We start from the raw sequence: 18,887 nt of genomic DNA, 5'->3' as shown, positions 1-18,887 counted from the left end.
CTGACCTTAGCCAAACTCCGAATGCCGGTAAGTGAGAGCGCGGCAGTGAGACTGTGGGGGATAAGCTCCATGGTCGAGAGGGAAACAGCCCAGAGCATCGACTAAGGCCCCTAAGCGTACGCTAAGTGGGAAAGGATGTGGAGTCGCACAGACAACCAGGAGGTTGGCTTAGAAGCAGCCACCCTTGAAAGAGTGCGTAATAGCTCACTGGTCTAGTGATTCCGCGCCGACAATGTAGCGGGGCTCAAGCGTACCGCCGAAGTCGTGTCATTCACACAATAGCCCCAACGGGTGTGTGGATGGGTAGGGGAGCGTCGTCTGCCGGGTGAAGCAGCCGTGTAAGCGAGTTGTGGACGGTTGACGAGTGAGAATGCAGGCATGAGTAGCGATTCACACGTGAGAAACGTGTGCGCCGATTGACTAAGGGTTCCTGGGTCAAGCTGATCTGCCCAGGGTAAGTCGGGACCTAAGGCGAGGCCGACAGGCGTAGTCGATGGATAACCGGTTGATATTCCGGTACCCGCTGTGAAGCGTCAAACATCGAGCATCGTGATGCTAAGGCCGTGAAGCCGCCCCTGATCTCTTCGGAGTGAGGGGGAGTGGTGGAGCCGCTGAACCAAGCGGTTAGTAGGTGAGTGATGGGGTGACGCAGGAAGGTAGTCCAGCCCGGGCGGTGGTTGTCCCGGGGTAAGGGTGTAGCCCGTCATCTAGGTAAATCCGGATGACATGTGGGTGAGACCTGATGCCGAGCCGATTGTGGTGAAGTGGATGATCCTATGCTGTCGAGAAAAGCCTCTAGCGAGTTTCATGGCGGCCCGTACCCTAAACCGACTCAGGTGGTCAGGTAGAGAATACCGAGGCGTTCGGGTGAACTATGGTTAAGGAACTCGGCAAAATGCCCCCGTAACTTCGGGAGAAGGGGGGCCACATCTGGTGATGAGCTTCGCGCTCTGAGCTGGGGGTGGCCGCAGAGACCAGCGAGAAGCGACTGTTTACTAAAAACACAGGTCCGTGCGAAGCCGTAAGGCGATGTATACGGACTGACGCCTGCCCGGTGCTGGAACGTTAAGGGGACCGGTTAGCTCCATTTCGGTGGGGCGAAGCTGAGAACTTAAGCGCCAGTAAACGGCGGTGGTAACTATAACCATCCTAAGGTAGCGAAATTCCTTGTCGGGTAAGTTCCGACCTGCACGAATGGCGTAACGACTTCTCGACTGTCTCAACCATAGGCCCGGTGAAATTGCACTACGAGTAAAGATGCTCGTTTCGCGCAGCAGGACGGAAAGACCCCGGGACCTTTACTACAGTTTGATATTGGTGTTCGGTTCGGCTTGTGTAGGATAGCTGGGAGACTGTGAAGCGCTAACGCCAGTTAGTGTGGAGTCGTCGTTGAAATACCAGTCTGGTCGTGCTGGATGTCTAACCTGGGTCCGTGATCCGGATCAGGGACAGTGTCTGATGGGTAGTTTAACTGGGGCGGTTGCCTCCTAAAGGGTAACGGAGGCGCCCAAAGGTTCCCTCAGCCTGGTTGGCAATCAGGTGTTGAGTGTAAGTGCACAAGGGAGCTTGACTGTGAGACCGACGGGTCGAGCAGGGACGAAAGTCGGGACTAGTGATCCGGCGGTGGCTTGTGGAAGCGCCGTCGCTCAACGGATAAAAGGTACCCCGGGGATAACAGGCTGATCTTCCCCAAGAGTCCATATCGACGGGATGGTTTGGCACCTCGATGTCGGCTCGTCGCATCCTGGGGCTGGAGTCGGTCCCAAGGGTTGGGCTGTTCGCCCATTAAAGCGGTACGCGAGCTGGGTTTAGAACGTCGTGAGACAGTTCGGTCCCTATCCGCTGTGCGCGTAGGAGTCTTGAGAAGGGCTGTCCCTAGTACGAGAGGACCGGGACGGACGAACCTCTGGTGTGCCAGTTGTTCTGCCAAGGGCATGGCTGGTTGGCTACGTTCGGGAGGGATAACCGCTGAAAGCATCTAAGCGGGAAGCCTGCTTCGAGATGAGGACTCCCACCCACTTGATGGGGTAAGGCTCCCAGTAGACGACTGGGTTGATAGGCCGGATCTGGAAGCACGGTAACGTGTGGAGGTGACCGGTACTAATAGGCCGAGGGCTTGTCCTCAGTTGCTCGCGTCCACTGTGTTGGTTCTGAAACCACGAACAGCCCCATGCCATGGTCATGGTGTGGGGCGGCTGACAGTTTCATAGTGTTTCGGTGGTTATAGCGTAGGGGAAACGCCCGGTTACATTCCGAACCCGGAAGCTAAGCCTTACAGCGCCGATGGTACTGCAGGGGGGACCCTGTGGGAGAGTAGGACGCCGCCGAACAATTTTTGGGAAAACCCCCGCATCGAAAGATGCGGGGGTTTTCTGCGTTTAGGGTCGAGCCATGCGCTATGACCTCGTGATCTTCGACAACGATGGTGTCCTCGTCGACAGTGAGCCCATCTCCAACCGGCTCCTGGCCGCCTATCTGACCGAACTCGGGTTCCCCACCTCCTACGAGGACTCCCTGCGCGACTACATGGGCTCTGCCATGCACCGCATACACGACCTGGTGGCGGAGCGGACCGGGCGGCGGCTGCCGCTGGACTTCGACGATGTGTTCCACGCTCGGGTCTTCGCGGCATTCGAACGGGACTTGAAGGCGGTGGCCGGCGTCGAGGAGGTCCTGCAGAAGCTTGCCGCCGACTCCGTGCCGTACTGCGTGGCGTCGTCCGGGAGTCATGAGCGGATCCGGGTGGGGCATCGGACGACCGGGCTCGACCGGTGGTTCGACGAGGGGCGGATCTTCAGCTCGCAGGATGTGGGGAAGGGCAAGCCGGCTCCCGATCTGTTCCTGTTCGCCGCCCAGCGGATGGGGGTCGCGCCGGAGCGGTGTGTCGTCGTCGAGGACAGTCCGCTGGGCGTACAGGGGCGGTCGCGGCGGGGATGGACGTGTACGGGTTCACCGCCATGACGCCGGCGGAGAGACTGACCGGGGCCGGGCGGCTCTTCTCCGACATGAAGGAGCTGACCGAGCTGCTCATGTGAGGGCGTGGAAGCTGAGTCGAATTCATCTTTGGCTGGATCTACCCATGAGTAAGCCTGAGGCCTACGCTCGCCGCCATGACTGATGTGCTGCGGCGCGGCAGGGCCTCGTTGGCGTTCAGCTTCTTGGTGCAGGGGGTCGCCTTCGCTCTGCTCGTGACGCGGATTCCGGCTATCCAGCACCGGTACGGGGTTTCCGACGCGCTGCTGCCGGCGTTCCTGGCCGCTGTGCCGGTCCTCGCCGGGGTCGGGAGCGTGAGCACCGAGCGGCTGGTGAAGCGGGTGCCGCCGAGCCGGCTGCTGCGGTGGTCCCAGCCGGTGGTGCTGTTGGCGCTGCTCGGGGTCGGGGCCGGGGAGCGGATGGTGGAACTGGGGGTCGCGCTCGCGGCGTTCGGGCTCGCCGTCGGAGTGCTCGACGCGTCGATGAACATGCTCGGGGTGAGCCTGCAGCGGTCGTACGGGCGCAGCATCATGCTCAGTTTCCACGCGGCCTACAGCCTGGGCGGGATCGTGGGGGCCTCGCTGGCGTGGGCGGGGGCGCACTGGGATCTGGCGTTGTGGGTGTCCTATCTGCCGGTCGTGGCGGTGCTGCTGCCGGCTGTGCTGATGGGGAGCCGGTGGTACGTCGACGACGGGGATGCGGCGCCGGCGGTGGAGGAGAAGGCGGTGGGTGAGGGTCAGGTCGTCGTCTTCAAGTGGCTGCTGCCGTTGTGTCTGGTGATGACGGTTGCGTACATCGGGGACTCCACGGTCTCCAACTGGAGCGCGAAGTACCTCCAGGACGTGCTGGGGAGCTCGGAGCAGATGGCGACCGTGCCGTACAACGTGTACATGGTGACCACGCTGCTGGGGCGGGCGATCGGGGATCTCGGGGTGCGGCGGTTCGGGGCCGTCGCCGTCGTGCGGAGTGGGGCGCTGGTGGCGGCGGGTGGGTTCGCCGTGGTGGCGGGGGCGCCCGGGGCGTGGGTGGGGATGCTGGGGTTCACGCTCCTGGGGCTCGGGTTGTGTGTGCTGGTGCCGCAGACGTTCGCGGCGGCCGGGAGGTTGTTCCCCGGCGCTTCGGACGCTGCCGTGGCGCGGCTGAATGTCTTCAACTATGTGGGGTTTTTGATCGGTTCGCCGTTGGTAGGTGCGCTCGGGGACCTGTGGAGCTACCGCGGGGCCATGCTCGTGCCGATGGTGTTGGTGCTGGTGACGCTGGTGTACGCCCGGTCGTTCGCTGCTCAACCGGACCGATACGGTGGCGGGCATGAGCGGCCGCGCACAGCTGATGTGGGACGAGGCAGTAACGGGCTATGACTTCGGTCCGGGGCATCCGATGGACCCGGTCAGGCTCGCCCTGACCCGGACACTGGTCGATGCCTTCGGGCTGGACCGTGAGGTGGAGGTGGTCGCCGCGAAGGCGGCCGGGGAGTCGACGCTGCGGCTCGTCCACCGGCAGGACTACATCGAGGCGGTGAAGGCCGCGTCGGTGGATCCGGGGGCGGCGGACCAGTCGTACGGGCTGGGGACGATGGACGATCCGGCCTTCGCCGGGATGCACGAGGTGTCGGCGCTGATCGCCGGGCAGTCGGTGGGGGCCGCGGAGGCCGTGTGGCGGGGTCAGGCGCTGCACGCGGTGAACTTCGCGGGCGGGCTGCACCACGCGATGCCGGGCGGCGCCTCCGGGTTCTGCGTCTACAACGACGCGTCGCTGGCGATCGCCCGGCTGCTGGAGCTGGGGGCCGAGCGGGTGGCGTACATCGACGTCGACGTGCATCACGGGGACGGGGTGCAGGCGGCGTTCTGGGAGGATCCGCGGGTGCTGACGATCTCGCTGCACGAGCACCCGCGGACGCTGTTCCCGCAGACGGGGTGGCCGGAGGAGACCGGGGCGGACTCCGCGGAGGGCTCGGCGGTGAACGTGGCGCTGCCGGCCGGGACGGGGGACGCCGGGTGGCTGCGGGCGTTCCACGCGGTCGTGCCGGAGCTGATCGCCGGCTTCCGGCCGCAGGTGCTGGTGACGCAGCACGGGGCCGACACGCACTTCGAGGATCCGCTGGCGCATCTGGCGGTGTCGCTGGACGCGCAGCGGGCGGTGCAGGTGGCCTGTCACGACCTGGCGCACGAGTACGCCGACGGGCGGTGGGTGGCGCTGGGCGGGGGTGGCTATGCCGTGGTGGACGTCGTACCGCGGTCGTGGACGCATCTGGTCGGGATCGCGGCGGGCCGGGCCGTGGAGCCCGGGGCGATGATTCCCGAGGGCTGGCGGCAGGAAGTGTTCGCGAGGACGCGTCAGTTGGCCCCGGCGCGGATGACCGACGGGCGCTGGCCCGTGGCCTTCCCCGGCTGGGAGGAGGGCTACGACCCCGCGGACCGGCTGGACCAGGCGGTGCTGGCGGCTCGGCGGGCGGTGTTCCCGCTGCGGGGGCTGCTGGCCTGAGAGGCCGGGTGTGAGGCCGGCCGTACGCCGACCGTGCGGTGTTCGCCCGTTCCCGGGACGTGTCAGGCGCCGGTCGCGCACGATCGCAAGGTGCTGACCCCTGAAGCCCTTCGTGCGCACCTGGTCGGCGCGCGGCTCGCCGGGACCGTGGCGACCTCGCGTGAGGAGAGCCTGCGCAGCTACCGGCTCTTCGCCGCCCGGGATCCTCGTGTGCTGCTCGGTATCGATCCCGAAGGCGCCTGGGACCAGCGGGACCTGATCGAGCTGATGGCGGACCGGTGCGGGGTTTCGGCCGATTTCCGGTGGACTTCCGGCCAGGACGTGATCGATCCGGAGCGCACCGTGGCCGCGCTGGACGCCTTCGCGGAGCGCCTCGCCGAGGCAGCCCGGCGGAGCGCACCCGTACTCCTGGGCACCGGGCACCCCCACCGGCTGCTCGGTTTCTACGCCGCCCTGGCAGACGCGCTGTCGGCGGCGGGGTGTGCCGTCCTCAGCCCGGCGCAGGGTCGTCGTGTCGACATAACGACCCGGTTCGGCCTACGCACGTACAACCTCGACTACGTACGAGGAGTCGCGCTGGTGCGGGGACCCGGTGTGGAACGCCCCGGTTGTGTGCCCGGCGCGCATACGCACTCACCTCTCCCGGTTCGTACCGCGCTGGCCGCTGCCGCGGAGGCCGGCGGGCCCCTTCCCGAGCTGGTCATCGGGGACCACGGGTGGGTCTGCGGGGCAGGTCAGCTGGGGTTCGAGGCCATCGGGGCGGCCGATACGGACGACCCCGCCCCGTTCGTGGGTGAGGCGGAGGGGTCCGTCTCCGTCGTCGTTCCACTTGATGACGGTGTGCGGTCTGATTACTACCTGCCGCTTACCCGCTACGTACTCAATCGGGCGTGTCTGTCACAGTAGGCCGCCGATGGGTGCACCTCTTCCCCACTCGCATCACCCGCCCCTACATTGGGGAGTGAGCACGCAGCGACGAAGAGTCACCGGAAGGGGAAGCCGGTGGCCGTCGAGTGCGGAAGGTTCAGGTGTGTCATGGCTGCAGCTGGCGAGAGGCCTCTGAACGAGGTTCAGTTCCTTACCGTGGCGGAAGTCGCCTCGGTGATGCGAGTGTCGAAGATGACCGTGTACCGGTTGGTGCACAGCGGTCATCTGCCCGCGATCCGTGTGGGGCGGTCCTTCCGCGTCCCGGAGCAAGCGGTTCACGAGTACCTCCGCGAGAGTTACGTGGGGGTGGAAACCGCCTGACGGCTGGGGCGGGGTGGTCCCTCACAGGGCACTCGGGACCACCCTGGCCCCCTCGATTACGACCTCAGCGCTCGGGCGGGTAGGCTAGCCCCTCGTAGGTCGTGTGGGCCCATGGCGCCCAAACAACCGAGTGATGAGAAGTGAGCGAGGGTAGTCGTGGGCTCTGTTATCAAGAAGCGGCGCAAGCGGATGGCCAAGAAGAAGCACCGCAAGCTGCTCAAGCGCACGCGCGTCCAGCGTCGCAACAAGAAGTAAGTTCGCGACGCGGACGCCGCGAGAGCGTTGCTGTGGCCCCCCACCACCGGTGGGGGGCCACACGTGTTCCGGCTCGTACGTCCGGCTGCTTGTCGTCACTTCGCGCATCGGGTGGTCATCACAGCGCAACACCGACCCGCTAAGTTGGCTCCACGGGGGAACGCGGCGGGCAAGAGGTTTTCTGGAAGGAAGGCGCGGATCTTGGGCAAGGTCGTGCTCGTGACCGGTGTGGCCCGCCAGCTGGGGGGCCGCTTCGTACGGCGGATCCAGCGTGACCCCGAGGTGGACCGGGTCGTCGCCGTGGACGCGGTGCCGCCCGAGCACCATCTGGGTGGCGCGGACTTCGTCCAGGCCGACATCCGGCAGCCCGGAATCGCGCGCGTGCTGGCCGAGACGGGCGCCGACACGATCGTCCACCTGGACGTGACGGGCACGCCGCTGGGCAGCGGCAACCGGGCGTCCCTGAAGGAGACCAACGTCATCGGCACCATGCAGCTGCTCGGTGCCTGCCAGAAGTCCCCGAGCGTGCGGCGGCTGGTCGTGAAGTCCAGCACCAACGTCTACGGGTCGGCGCCCCGCGACCCGGCCGTCTTCACCGAGACGACCCCGCCCAAGTCCCTGCCCAGCGGCGGCTTCGCCAAGGACACGGTGGAGGTCGAGGGCTATGTCCGCGGCTTCGCGCGCCGCCGGCCCGACGTGGCGGTGTGCGTGCTGCGGTTCGCCAACATCCTGGGCCCGACCGCGGACACCCCGCTCGCCTCGTACTTCGCGCTGCCGGTCCTGCCGACGGTGTTCGGCTACGACCCGCGGCTTCAGTTCGTGCACGAGGACGATGTGATCGAGGTGCTGCGGATCGCCTCGCACGAGCCGCGGCGGGGCACGCTCAACAGCGGCACCTTCAACATCGCCGGTGACGGCGTGCTGCTGCTCTCGCAGTGCTCCCGGCGCCTCGGGCGCCCCACCGTGCCCCTGCTGCTCCCGGCCGTCACGTGGGCGGGCTCGTTGGTGCGTACGCTGGGGATGACGGACTTCTCGCCCGAGCAGATCAGGCTGCTCACCCACGGCCGGGTCGTGGCCACGGGCCAGATGCGCGAGACGCTGGGATTCCAGCCCAAGTACACGACCGCGGAGACGTTCGCGGACTTCGCACGCAGCCAAGGTCCCGGACTCCTTCCGCCGGAGGCCCTTGCGGGGGCCGTCGACCGGATCGCCGCGCTGCCCCTCGCGGGCGGCGGCCACCCCCCGACGCAGAGCGCCAACTGAGGAGCGCATCAACGATGGCGGATGCCAAGGTCATTCCGTTCGACGACGACCGGTCCCGCGGGGGCGCCGTGCAGCGTCCGCAGCGACGCCGGAGCGCGGGGAACCGGCGCCCGGGCACGGAGTCCGGGCCGGTCCGTGAGGTGCAGCCCCTGCCCACCAGGGCTGTTCCGCAGGATGATGTCCCTGTGACGTCTGAGGAACAACCGCCGGAGGGTTCCCAGGGCGGCGAGGGTGCCCTGGAGCGGCGTATCGCGGGCGGCCTGGCCTTCCTGCGCCGCCGCCTCACCGGGGACTACGAGGTCGACGACTTCGGCTACGACGAGGAGCTCACCGACCAGGTCCTGATGTCCCTGCTGCGCCCGCTGTACGAGAAGTACTTCCGGGTCGAGGTGAAGGGCATCGAGAACATCCCGTCCGAGGGCGGCGCCCTGATCGTCGCCAACCACTCCGGGACGCTGCCGATGGACGGCCTGATGATGCAGGTCGCCGTGCACGACAACCACCCGGCGGGTCGGCATCTGCGGCTGCTCGCCGCCGACCTGGTGTTCATGCTGCCGGTGGTCAACGAGCTGGCCCGCAAGCTCGGTCACACCCTGGCCTGCGCCGAGGACGCGTCCCGGCTGCTGGAGCAGGGCGAGCTGGTCGGGGTGATGCCGGAGGGCTTCAAGGGTCTCGGGAAGCCCTTCGCGGACCGCTACAAGCTCCAGCGCTTCGGCCGCGGCGGCTTCGTCTCGACGGCGCTGCGCGCCGGGACGCCGATCGTGCCCTGCTCGATCGTGGGGGCCGAGGAGATCTACCCGATGATCGGCAACGCCAAGACGGTCGCGCGGCTGCTGGGTTTCCCGTACTTCCCGATCACGCCGACGTTCCCCTGGCTCGGGCCGCTCGGGGCGGTTCCGCTGCCGACCAAGTGGACGATCCAGTTCGGCGAGCCGATCCCCACGGACGGCTATCCGCCGGAGGCCGCCGAGGACCCGATGCTGATGTTCAACCTGACCGACCAGGTCAGGGAGCAGATCCAGCACACGCTGTACAAGCTGCTGGTGCAGCGCCGGTCGGTCTTCTTCTGAGGCACCGCGCACGGCCTGAGGCGCCGCGTACGACTGGGCAGCGCCTACGACGATGGGGGCGCCCCTCTGCCGAGGAGCGCCCCCACTGTCGCACCGCCGGCTAGTCGGTGTCCTCGCTGTCGACGCCCAGCCCGGGCAGCAGGTCGGGCAGGAGCGGCGGGAGCGTCACGTCCGGCTGGGGGATGGGCGGCTTGCCTTCAGCCGACGGCGAGGTGCTCGCGTCGCTGTCCTGCTGCGGCGGGTCGAGCAGGCCGCCGGTGTTGCCGCCGAGCAGGCCGTCCTTTTCACTGCCGGCCGAGTGGCTGGGGCTGCCGCTGTCGGCGCTGCCCTTGTCGGAGTGGCCGCGGCCGCTGTCGCTGGGCCGGGCCGACCGGTCGGTGGCCGAGGAGCTGCTGGAGGCCGATTCGGAGGCGCCCTTCCGGTTGCCTTCGCCGCCGCTCCGGGACGGGGGCTCAGGCAGCAGGGACCGCAGCGGGGCCACGTCCTCCTCTATGGCGTCGAACACCGACGACACCTGGTCGCTGACGTCCCCGAGCTGGACGGGGAGCTTCTCGCGCAGTTCGCCCCAGGCCTGGCGGTGGGAGCGGGAGAACGCGGACAGGGCCTGGATGGGCTCAAGGGAGTCCGGGTCGCGCGCGTACGCCTCGCTCAGCAGCCGGTGGCCTTCCGACGCGTCGTGCCGCATGCCGGACAGGGCGCGGCGGATCTCGCCCAGGGACTCGTGGTCCAGCGGGCCGCTGCGGCCCCGCTCCATCAGGCGGCGGGCTTCACTGAGCCGGGTGGAGGCGTGGTCGAGATAGACCCGGCCGCGCTCGTCGGCGCCGTCGGCGAGGCCGAGCTTGACGTCCTCGATGCCGCGCTTGAGGCCGTAGAGCGAGTCGCCGGGCAGGGCGTCGGAGCTGGCGGCTGCGACTCCGCCGAAGGCGCTCGCGGCCACGCCCACGCTGAGCCCGCCCGCGGTGAGGCCCTTGGCGAGGCGGGAACGGGGCCGGAACTTCTTCAAGGGGCTCGCCCGGTGCGCGCCACGGGCCCGGGTGGAGCGCTGCTCGGGGACTGCGCCCTGCGTCGCCCCGCCTCCCGCGGTGCCCTCCTGGAGCATGGCCTCGAACGCTGCCACCAGCTGGGCCCGCTGGACGACCTTGACCTCAGGGTCGAGCTCCGGCTTGGGCAGCGCGCCGAGACCGGAGGCGAGCGCCAGCAGGCGTGCCGGTTCGGTCGGCTCCGCAGCGGCCGGGGCCGGTGCCGATCCTTCGGACTGCTCGGCCGCCGTGCCCTGCTCGGACTGCTCCTGAAGGGCCTGGGCGAAGGCGTTCGCCCGCCGGTGCGCCGATACGTTCGCGATCACTGGCGGCACCTCCTCTCGTCATGACGGTCGACTCCCCAGGGGGTCCTGAGGGTTGCACGCCCTGACCGCGACCACACGATCGAGTGATCGGAGCCGGTCAGGGGGTGACCACAGGGAGCCTGCATCCCGCACAACGAGCGGCGCGGCACTTGGGTTACGGACGCCGGATGATCGGATGCCGAAGTCAACAGACTTTCACGGACTGTGAGTTGGCCGTCGCCGAGCGTACGGCCGGGTCAGCGGGCGTCTTCCGGGAGGAGCCGGGCGAGGGTGCGCACGGCCCGGTACTGGAGGGTCTTGATGGCGCCCTCGTTCTTGCCCATGACGCGGGCGGTCTCGGCGACGGAGAGGCCCTGGAGGAAGCGGAGTGTCACGCACTCCTGCTGCTGGGGGTTGAGCCGCCGTACGGCGTCGAGCAGGGCGGCGTTGGAGAGGGACTCCAGGACGGAGTCCTCGGGGGAGCGCTCGACCTCGTTGGCGTCGAGCATCTCGCCGGTGGTGACCTCGAGGCGGAAGCGGCTGGACTTGAAGTGGTCCGCGACGAGGTTCCGGGCGATGGTGACCAGCCAGGCGCCGAAGTCACGGCCCTGCCAGGTGAACGTGCCGATGCGGCGCAGTGCCCGCAGAAAGGTCTCGCTGGTGAGGTCCTCGGCGGTCGCCTTTCCTCCGACCCGGTAGTAGATGTACCGGTAGACGGTGTCGCTGTATTGGTCGTAGAGACGGCCGAAGGCGTCGGCCTCGCCGGCCTGGGCGCGCTCCACGAGGTCCATCATGCGGGCGCTGTCGCTGTCCGCCGCCGGCCGTCGGGCGGTGGCGGCCGCGCCGGACGGGCGCCCTCGTCTGCCGACCGCGGCGCTGCCGTCGGCCAGTGCATAGCAAGGGCCTACGGGCGCGGCGGTGGCGAATGCGGGGCCGGCGTACGCGGTGGGGACGAAGCCGCGCAACAGGTCGAGGACCGTTGCGCGCAGCGTAGCCAGGCCCGAGGCGTCAACCCCGACGTGTGGGTACACGGGACTCCCAGAGGCAGAGCTTCCATCACGTGCAGTGCGGGACCTTTCACCCGTCGTAGCGACGGAGGGGTACCGGTTTGCGTCTGAGGAGAATAACGCTTCGTGTAGGCCCTGCTACACCGAGTTGCTCAAATCATCGATTACGTCGCTTCCGTAACCGATTGACGCCGCATCAAGTGCCAGAGAGTGAGCGGTTGTTGATCGGAAAGGTTCGGATTGAGGCTGGGTCCAGGGCGTGTTGTGGCCGTGTCCAGCCAAGAGGACTGGATGCGAGGTTGTGGGGGTACGCCAGTTGGATTTACGGGGCTTGTCATCCCGTAGACGAAGGTGTCCCGGATTGATCGGTCGCCGGCCCTGAGCGGTCGTCAGCGGCGACGGCGGTGCAGGGCGATCGCCGCCGCCGTGCCGCCGGCCACCGCGCCCACGCCCGCCGCGGCCGGGATGCCGACCTTGGCCGCCTTGCGGCCGGTGCGGTAGTCGCGCAGGCGCCAGTCCAGGTCGCGGGCGTGCTTGCGCAGCTTGGAGTCCGGGTTGATGGCGTAGGGGTGGCCGACCAGGGACAGCATCGGGATGTCGTTGTGCGAGTCGCTGTAGGCGGCGCAGCGGCCGAGGTCCAGGCCCTCGGCCGCGGCCAGGGCGCGGACCGCCTCGGCCTTCGCGGGGCCGTGCAGCGGTTCGCCGACGAGTTTGCCGGTGTAGACGCCGTCGACGGACTCGGCGACCGTGCCGAGGGCGCCGGTCAGGCCGAGGCGGCGGGCGATGACCTGGGCGATCTCCACGGGGGCGGCCGTCACCAGCCATACCCGCTGGCCGGCGTCCAGGTGGGCCTGGGCCAGGGCGCGGGTGCCGGGCCAGATGCGCTCGGCCATGTACTCGTCGTAGATCTCCTCGCCGATCGACTGGAGCTCGGCGACGCGGTGGCCCTTGACGATCGACAGGGCCGAGTCGCGGGCCTCCTGCATGTGTTCGGGGTCCTCGACCCCGGCCAGCCGGAACCACGCCTGCTGCCAGGCGAACCGGGCGAGGTCGCGCGTCTCGAAGAACTTCCGTTTGTACAGGCCCCGTCCGAAGTGGAAGAGGGCGGCGCCCTGCATGACGGTGTTGTCCAGGTCGAAGAAGGCGGCGGCACGGTCGTCGCCGTGGACCGGGAACTGCGGTTCCTCGGTCGTGCCGGCGGCCTCCTGTGAGGACTTGCGGGCAGCCTCCGCCGAGGCCTCGCCTGCCAAAACGCTCCGCGCCGTGGCGGAGCGCCTACGGGGAGTGAGCCATCCGAGAGCGGCCATGGCGTGAGCATAGCCAGTTTGTTCGGGGTTTCCGGAGTCGAGAGGTTTGGAGCCTGTGAACTCTCGGCAAGCGTGTCGTTAAAGAGGTCGTCCGGGCCGGACGTGGTCGGCGTGTCGCCCGGCGCTTTCGTGAGGGTTCCCCTCGTTCACGGGCGCGCGACAATGGCCGACATGAGTCCCCTCTTTCGTCGCAGGCCCCCTCGGGACCGGCTCGTCACCCTGATCCGCAAGCCCGGCTGTCATCTGTGTGATGACGCACAGGTCGTTGTGGAGAAGGTGTGCGGTGATCTGGGAGTCCCCTGGGAGCAGAAGGACATCACCGAGGATCGGGAACTGCACGCCCAGTACTGGGAACAGATCCCGGTCGTGCTGGTGGACGGCAGGCAGCACACGTTCTGGCGCGTGAACGAGGACCGCCTGCGCAAGGCGCTCACCGACTGATCCCGCCCGGTCCGGCAACTGACCGAGCAGTCCAAAGAGGCCGCCGGGTCGCTTAGGATCGGCGGTGGCTGGTCTCGGGGGCGGGAAACCACAGAGGAGAGTGTGCGGTTTTGCCCCCAGAAGCAAAGGAACGGTGGCGCGTATGCGCCGGTTCCTCACGAGTGCGCCGGGGGCGCGTGACCCCGGTCACGTTGGCCGGGCAAATCGGACACCATCTTTGTGCACGCGTTCACAAAGACATAGCCTGCTTTCGACGGGGCGGTCATGTAGGGACGTATGACCGCCTACAGCCCCGCTCTACCCGCAGGAGCACCGTGGCAACTGGCCGAACTCACCGACCGGCGACCCGCAGCCGAGGGATTCCCGAGGCCACCGTCGCCCGGCTTCCGCTGTACCTCCGCGCTCTGACCGCGCTGTCGGAGCGCTCGGTGCCCACGGTCTCCTCCGAGGAGCTCGCGGCCGCGGCGGGGGTCAACTCCGCGAAGCTGCGCAAGGACTTCTCCTACCTCGGCTCCTACGGGACCCGGGGCGTCGGCTACGACGTCGAGTATCTCGTCTACCAGATCTCCCGCGAACTGGGCCTCACCCAGGACTGGCCGGTCGTGATCGTCGGTATCGGTAACCTCGGCGCCGCCCTGGCCAACTACGGCGGGTTCGCCTCCCGCGGCTTCCGGGTCGCCGCGCTGATCGACGCCGACCCGGCCATGGCGGGCAAGCCCGTCGCCGGGATCCCCGTGCAGCACTCCGACGACCTGGAGAAGATCATCCAGGACAACGGCGTGTCGATCGGCGTCATCGCCACCCCCGCCGGTGCCGCCCAGGCCGTCTGCGACCGGCTCGTGGCCGCCGGTGTCACCTCCATCCTGAACTTCGCGCCGACCGTGCTCTCCGTGCCGGACGGCGTGGACGTGCGCAAGGTCGACCTCTCCATCGAGCTGCAGATCCTCGCCTTCCACGAGCAGCGCAAGGCCGGCGAGGAGGCCGCCGCCTCCGACGGCGGCGTCCCGGCCACCGCAGCGCGCAGCGACTCCGCCGACCAGGGGCCCGACGGGGACATGCCCGCCGTGATGCCGGCATGAGCCTCCTCGTCGTCGGACTCAGTCACCGCAGCGCCCCGGTCAGCGTCCTGGAGCGGGCCTCGCTCAACGCGGACGCGCAGGTCAAGCTGCTCCAGGACACGGTCGCCGCCGAACCGGCCGCCGAGGCCGCGGTGCTCGCCACCTGCAACCGCATCGAGCTCTACGCCGACGTGGACAAGTTCCACGCCGGTGTCGCCGAGCTGTCCACGCTGCTCGCCCAGCACAGCGGGGTCGGCCTGGAGGAGCTCACTCCCTATCTCTACGTGCACTACGAGGACCGGGCCGTCCACCACCTGTTCTCGGTGGCCTGCGGGCTGGACTCGATGGTCGTCGGCGAGGGGCAGATCCTCGGCCAGATCAAGGACTCCCTGGCCCGGGCGCAGGAGCTGCACTCCGCGGGCCGGCTGCTGAACGACCTGTTCCAGCAGGCCCTGAGGGTCGGCAAGCGCGCCCACTCCGAGACCGGCATCGACCGCGCCGGCCAGTCCCTGGTCACCTTCGGCCTGGAGCAGCTGGCCGCGGGCGGCGATGTGGAGACCTGGGCCCGGGGCAAGAAGGCCCTGGTCATCGGCGCCGGGTCGATGTCCTCGCTGGCCGCGGCGACGCTCGCGCGGGCCGGGGTCGCCGAGGTCGTGATCGCCAACCGCACCTTCGACCGCGCCGAGCGCCTCGCCCGGATCCTGACCGAGGGCGACGACACGGACGTGCTGGCCCGCGCGGTCCCGATGGAGTCGGTGCCGGTCGAGCTGACACGTGCCGATGTCGCCGTCTCCTGCACCGGCGCGACGGGCCTGGTCCTGACGGCCGAGTCGGTCGCCGCCGCGGTGGACGGCCGTACGGCAGCCCCGTCGGCCGTGTCCGACGGTGACGGGCCGCCCGCTCCGGGCGGCGAACCGGGCCGGGCGACGGCCACGGGAGCGCAGCGGGGCAACCTGCCGGCCACCGGACTCGGCGGCGAGGACGGCTGTCCGCTGGACCTGCCCGCGGTGCAGGGCACCGCCGGATTCTCCGTGCTGGGCGAGGCGGCCGTGGCCGGTATGGCCGCCGCCGACCTGGAGCAGCACGCGGCGTGGGTGGACAACGGCACGGTGGGCGGCGCCCAGCGCGCGGCCCGGCCGGGGACGGCCGGCCCGCTCGACCCCGCCCCGGACGCCGACGCCATCGCCGCGCTCGCCGCGACCGTGGCCGCCGTCGGCCGGATCCCCGAGCGGCGCAGGCCCGAGCCGGTCGACGAGCCGCCGCGGCCCGAGCCCGTGCTCTTCCTGCTCGACCTGGCGATGCCGCGCGACATAGACGCGGCCGCGCACCGGCTGACCGGGGTGCGGCTGGTGGACATCGAGTCGCTGGCGGAAGCCTCCGCGGGCGCTCCGATGGCTGCCGATGTGGACCAGGTCCGGCGTATCGTCTCCGACGAGGTCGCGGCCTTCGGGGCGGCACTGCGGGCCGCGCACATCACGCCGACCGTGGTCGCCCTGCGCACCATGGCCGCCGATGTCGTGGCCAGCGAGATCGCCCGCCTGGACGGACGGCTGCCCGGCCTCGACGACAAGCACCGCGCGGAGATCACCCAGACCGTGCGGCGCGTGGTGGACAAGCTGCTGCACGCGCCGACGGTACGGGTCAAGCAACTCGCGGCCGAACCCGGCGGCGCCGGGTACGCCGACGCGCTGCGGACCCTGTTCGACCTCGACCCGGAGGCGGTTGCCGCCGTCTCCCGGGCCGAGGACAGCACAGAGAAAGACCGAGGGCCGGCATGAACGACAAGGCGCTGAGGCTCGGCACCCGGCGGAGCAGGCTCGCCATGGCCCAGTCCGGGCAGGTGGCCGAGGCCGTGAGCCGGGTGACCGGGCGGCCCGTCGAGCTCGTCGAGATCACCACGTACGGCGATGTCTCGCGTGAGGCGCTCGCCCAGATCGGCGGCACGGGTGTGTTCGTGACCGCCCTGCGCGACGCGCTGCTCAAGGGCGAGGTCGACTTCGCGGTGCACTCGCTGAAGGACCTGCCGACCACGCAGCCCGACGAGCTGGTGGTGGCCGCCGTACCCGCGCGGGAGGATCCGCGGGACGTGATCGTCGCCCGGGACGCGCTGAAGCTCACCGACCTGCCGAGCGGGGCCCGCATCGGTACCGGCTCGCCGCGCCGCATGGCCCAGCTCAACGCGTACGCGCGCAGCCACGGCCTGGACATAGCGACGGTCCCGATCCGCGGCAACGTCGACACCCGGATCGGATACGTACGCTCCGGTGAGCTCGACGCCGTCGTGCTGGCCGCCGCCGGACTGAACCGGATCGGCCGGGGTGACGAAGTGACCGACTTCCTGTCGGTCGACACGGTTTTGCCCGCCCCCGGCCAGGGGGCACTGGCGATCGAGTGCACCGCGGGCAACGCGGACCTCGTCGCCGCGCTCGCCGAACTCGACGACCCGTTCACGCGGATCGCCGTGACGGCCGAGCGCTCACTGCTCGCCGCCCTGGAGGCCGGTTGCAGCGCCCCTGTGGGCGCGCTGGCCGACCTGTTGGCCGACGGGCAGATTGTCAAGGAAATGCGCCTGCGCGGCGTCGTCGGCACGACCGACGGCACGCGCATGGTGCAGCTGTCCACCACCGGTCCCGTGCCCGAGACGCACGACCGGGCAACGGCGCTCGGTCGCGAACTCGCGGCCGAGATGCTCGCCCAGGGCGCGGCCGGTCTGATGGGGGAGCGAGCACATTGAGCCCCACCACCCTTTCCGCCGGTCCTGAACACGGGCACGTCACCTTCCTGGGTGCCGGACCCGGAGATCCGGGACTGCTGACTCTGCGCGCCGTCGAGGCGCTGGCGAACGCGGACGTCCTCGTCGCCGAGCACGAGGTGCTCGACGTCGTACGCCAGCACGCCAGGCAGGGCGTCTCCGAAGTGCACACGGACTCGGATCCTTCCCAGGATCCGGCTCCGGGCACAGGAACGCCCCAGCTGACGGTCGTTGACGGTACGTCAACCGCCGCAGCCGCCCCCGCGGTGCGGGATGCCGCACATCTTGTCATGGAGGCCGCGCGGGGCGGCAGGCGGGTCGTGCGTGCGGTGTCCGGAGACCCGGGCCTCGACACGTACGCCGCCGAGGAGATGCTGGCGTGCGCCGCCGCCGGGGTGCCCTTCGAGGTGGTCCCCGGTATCGCGAGCGCCGTCGGTGTGCCCGCGTACGCCGGTGTGCCGCTGCGGGACGCGCAGGGCGCGGACGTGCGGTTCGTCGACGCGCGCACGGCCTCGGACCGGTGCTGGACGGAGGTGGGGGCGTCGGACGGCACGGTCGTCGTGTCCACCACGCTGGACTCCGTCGCGGCGGCGGCCGGCGAGCTCGTCTCCGCGGGTCGCAAGCCGGACACCCCGATGACGGTCACCGTCGCCGGTACGACCACCCGGCAGCGCACCTGGACCGCCACGCTCGGCACGATCGCGCAGACGCTGAAGCAGGCCAAGGTGCTGCCCTCGCCCGAGGGCGGCCGGCCGGTGATAGCCGTGGTCGGTGAGCGTTCCGCCGCCGCCCAGCGCGACCAGCTCGCGTGGTTCGAGTCCAAGCCGCTGTTCGGCTGGAAGGTGCTCGTACCGCGCACGAAGGAGCAGGCGGCGTCGCTCTCCGACCAGCTGCGGTCGTACGGGGCCGTGCCGCACGAGGTGCCGACCATCGCCGTCGAGCCGCCGCGCACGCCCCAGCAGATGGAGCGGGCGGTCAAGGGGCTCGTGACCGGCCGCTACGAGTGGATCGCCTTCACCTCGGTGAACGCGGTCAAGGCCGTGCGGGAGAAGTTCGAGGAGTACGGGCTCGACGCGCGTGCCTTCGCGGGCATCAAGGTCGCGGCCGTGGGCGAGCAGACGGCCAAGGCGCTGATCGCCTTCGGCGTGAAGCCGGACCTGGTGCCGAGCGGCGAGCAGTCGGCCGCCGGGCTGCTGGAGGACTGGCCGCCCTACGACCCGGTCTTCGACCCGATCGACCGGGTGTTCCTGCCGCGTGCCGACATCGCCACGGAGACGCTGGTCGCCGGGCTGATCGAGCTGGGCTGGGAAGTCGACGACGTCACGGCCTACCGGACCGTGCGGGCCTCGCCGCCGCCCGCGGAGACGCGCGAGGCGATCAAGGGTGGTGGCTTCGACGCCGTGCTGTTCACGTCGTCGTCGACCGTGCGGAACCTGGTCGGTATCGCCGGCAAGCCGCACAACGTGACCGTGATCGCGTGTATCGGCCCCGCTACCGCCAAGACGGCAGAGGAGCACGGGCTGCGGGTGGACGTGATGGCTCCCGAGCCGTCCGTGCACAAGCTGGCGGAGGCGCTGGCCGACTTCGGCGCGAAGCGCAGAGCCGCCGCTGTGGAGGCCGGGGATCCGGTGACGCGGCCGAGTGAGCGGCGTCCTGGGGCTCGGCGGCGGCGTTCGACGACGTGAGCCCGTAGGGCGTCGGCGGATCG

General features: G+C 69.4%; 15 protein-coding genes, 2 rRNA genes and 1 pseudogene (1 of these 18 only partly in view). 15 read left to right on the top strand and 3 right to left on the bottom strand.

Annotated features, from left to right (window positions below; all coding sequences use genetic code 11):
• The 10 genes and pseudogenes from SCNRRL3882_RS17495 to SCNRRL3882_RS17450 all read left to right on the top strand — a co-directional run.
• A 23S ribosomal RNA gene (locus SCNRRL3882_RS17495) occupies positions 1 to 2,124 on the top strand (it extends 998 nt beyond the left edge of the window).
• An 89-nt stretch (positions 2,125 to 2,213) separates the two neighbouring features.
• Positions 2,214 to 2,330 (top strand): 5S ribosomal RNA (gene rrf, locus SCNRRL3882_RS17490).
• Positions 2,331 to 2,391: 61 nt separating this feature from the next.
• Positions 2,392 to 3,035: pseudogene (locus tag SCNRRL3882_RS17485) on the top strand (HAD family hydrolase).
• A 75-nt stretch (positions 3,036 to 3,110) separates the two neighbouring features.
• Positions 3,111 to 4,331 (top strand): MFS transporter, encoded by a 1,221-nt coding sequence (locus SCNRRL3882_RS17480; RefSeq protein WP_010043540.1) that lies wholly within the window; start codon positions 3,111 to 3,113, stop codon positions 4,329 to 4,331.
• Positions 4,282 to 5,454 carry an acetoin utilization protein AcuC gene (locus SCNRRL3882_RS17475; protein ID WP_010043538.1) on the top strand — a complete coding sequence of 391 codons (1,173 nt, stop codon included), beginning with the start codon at positions 4,282 to 4,284 and terminating at the stop codon, positions 5,452 to 5,454. Before SCNRRL3882_RS17480 ends, SCNRRL3882_RS17475 begins: the two co-directional genes overlap by 50 nt.
• A 90-nt stretch (positions 5,455 to 5,544) precedes the next feature.
• Positions 5,545 to 6,360 carry a phosphatase gene (locus SCNRRL3882_RS17470; protein ID WP_010043536.1) on the top strand — a complete coding sequence of 272 codons (816 nt, stop codon included), beginning with the start codon at positions 5,545 to 5,547 and terminating at the stop codon, positions 6,358 to 6,360.
• A 129-nt stretch (positions 6,361 to 6,489) separates the two neighbouring features.
• Positions 6,490 to 6,702 carry a helix-turn-helix domain-containing protein gene (locus SCNRRL3882_RS17465; RefSeq protein ID WP_004984898.1) on the top strand — a complete coding sequence of 71 codons (213 nt, stop codon included), beginning with the start codon at positions 6,490 to 6,492 and terminating at the stop codon, positions 6,700 to 6,702.
• 156 nt (positions 6,703 to 6,858) lie between these two features.
• Positions 6,859 to 6,957: a 30S ribosomal protein bS22 gene (locus tag SCNRRL3882_RS17460; RefSeq protein WP_003948845.1), complete on the top strand. Its 99-nt coding sequence runs from the start codon at positions 6,859 to 6,861 to the stop codon at positions 6,955 to 6,957.
• Between the two features lie 201 nt (positions 6,958 to 7,158).
• Complete coding sequence (locus SCNRRL3882_RS17455; RefSeq protein ID WP_010043530.1) at positions 7,159 to 8,220, top strand: NAD-dependent epimerase/dehydratase family protein; 1,062 nt, start codon at positions 7,159 to 7,161, stop codon at positions 8,218 to 8,220.
• Positions 8,221 to 8,234: 14 nt separating this feature from the next.
• On the top strand, positions 8,235 to 9,290 hold the full coding sequence (locus SCNRRL3882_RS17450) for a lysophospholipid acyltransferase family protein (protein WP_010043529.1): 1,056 nt from the start codon (positions 8,235 to 8,237) through the stop codon (positions 9,288 to 9,290).
• Between the two features lie 100 nt (positions 9,291 to 9,390).
• Here the strand turns inward: SCNRRL3882_RS17450 and SCNRRL3882_RS17445 are convergent, their stop codons facing one another.
• The 3 genes from SCNRRL3882_RS17445 to SCNRRL3882_RS17435 all read right to left on the bottom strand — a co-directional run bounded on the left by SCNRRL3882_RS17445 (position 9,391) and on the right by SCNRRL3882_RS17435 (position 12,928).
• Positions 9,391 to 10,635 carry a DUF5667 domain-containing protein gene (locus SCNRRL3882_RS17445; protein WP_010043527.1) on the bottom strand — a complete coding sequence of 415 codons (1,245 nt, stop codon included), beginning with the start codon at positions 10,633 to 10,635 and terminating at the stop codon, positions 9,391 to 9,393.
• A 236-nt stretch (positions 10,636 to 10,871) separates the two neighbouring features.
• Positions 10,872 to 11,645 (bottom strand): ECF subfamily RNA polymerase sigma factor, BldN family, encoded by a 774-nt coding sequence (locus SCNRRL3882_RS17440; RefSeq protein ID WP_010043525.1) that lies wholly within the window; start codon positions 11,643 to 11,645, stop codon positions 10,872 to 10,874.
• A 365-nt stretch (positions 11,646 to 12,010) separates the two neighbouring features.
• Complete coding sequence (locus SCNRRL3882_RS17435; protein WP_078602906.1) at positions 12,011 to 12,928, bottom strand: HAD family hydrolase; 918 nt, start codon at positions 12,926 to 12,928, stop codon at positions 12,011 to 12,013.
• A gap of 171 nt (positions 12,929 to 13,099) precedes the next feature.
• On the opposite strand from SCNRRL3882_RS17435, the gene SCNRRL3882_RS17430 reads away from it, so the two are divergent.
• The 5 genes from SCNRRL3882_RS17430 to SCNRRL3882_RS17410 all read left to right on the top strand — a co-directional run bounded on the left by SCNRRL3882_RS17430 (position 13,100) and on the right by SCNRRL3882_RS17410 (position 18,864).
• Positions 13,100 to 13,369, top strand: a complete 270-nt coding sequence (locus tag SCNRRL3882_RS17430) for a glutaredoxin family protein (RefSeq protein ID WP_029181427.1) — start codon at positions 13,100 to 13,102, stop codon at positions 13,367 to 13,369.
• A 314-nt stretch (positions 13,370 to 13,683) separates the two neighbouring features.
• Entirely contained in the window at positions 13,684 to 14,448 is a 765-nt protein-coding gene (locus tag SCNRRL3882_RS17425; protein ID WP_010043521.1) for a redox-sensing transcriptional repressor Rex, read from the top strand.
• Positions 14,445 to 16,205, top strand: coding sequence for a glutamyl-tRNA reductase (locus SCNRRL3882_RS17420; RefSeq protein WP_010043519.1), 1,761 nt, complete (start codon positions 14,445 to 14,447; stop codon positions 16,203 to 16,205). Before SCNRRL3882_RS17425 ends, SCNRRL3882_RS17420 begins: the two co-directional genes overlap by 4 nt.
• On the top strand, positions 16,202 to 17,161 hold the full coding sequence (gene hemC, locus SCNRRL3882_RS17415) for a hydroxymethylbilane synthase (protein ID WP_010043512.1): 960 nt from the start codon (positions 16,202 to 16,204) through the stop codon (positions 17,159 to 17,161). The genes SCNRRL3882_RS17420 and hemC overlap by 4 nt, the downstream gene beginning before the upstream one ends.
• A complete protein-coding gene (locus tag SCNRRL3882_RS17410) occupies positions 17,158 to 18,864 on the top strand; it encodes a uroporphyrinogen-III synthase (protein WP_010043509.1) in 1,707 nt (568 codons plus the stop codon). The genes hemC and SCNRRL3882_RS17410 overlap by 4 nt, the downstream gene beginning before the upstream one ends.
• The last annotated feature ends 23 nt before the right edge of the window (positions 18,865 to 18,887 follow it).

This window comes from Streptomyces chartreusis NRRL 3882, assembly GCF_900236475.1.
GTDB classification, from domain to species: Bacteria; Actinomycetota; Actinomycetes; order Streptomycetales; family Streptomycetaceae; genus Streptomyces; species Streptomyces chartreusis_D.
This window is presented reverse-complemented; position numbering and strand designations above follow the sequence as displayed.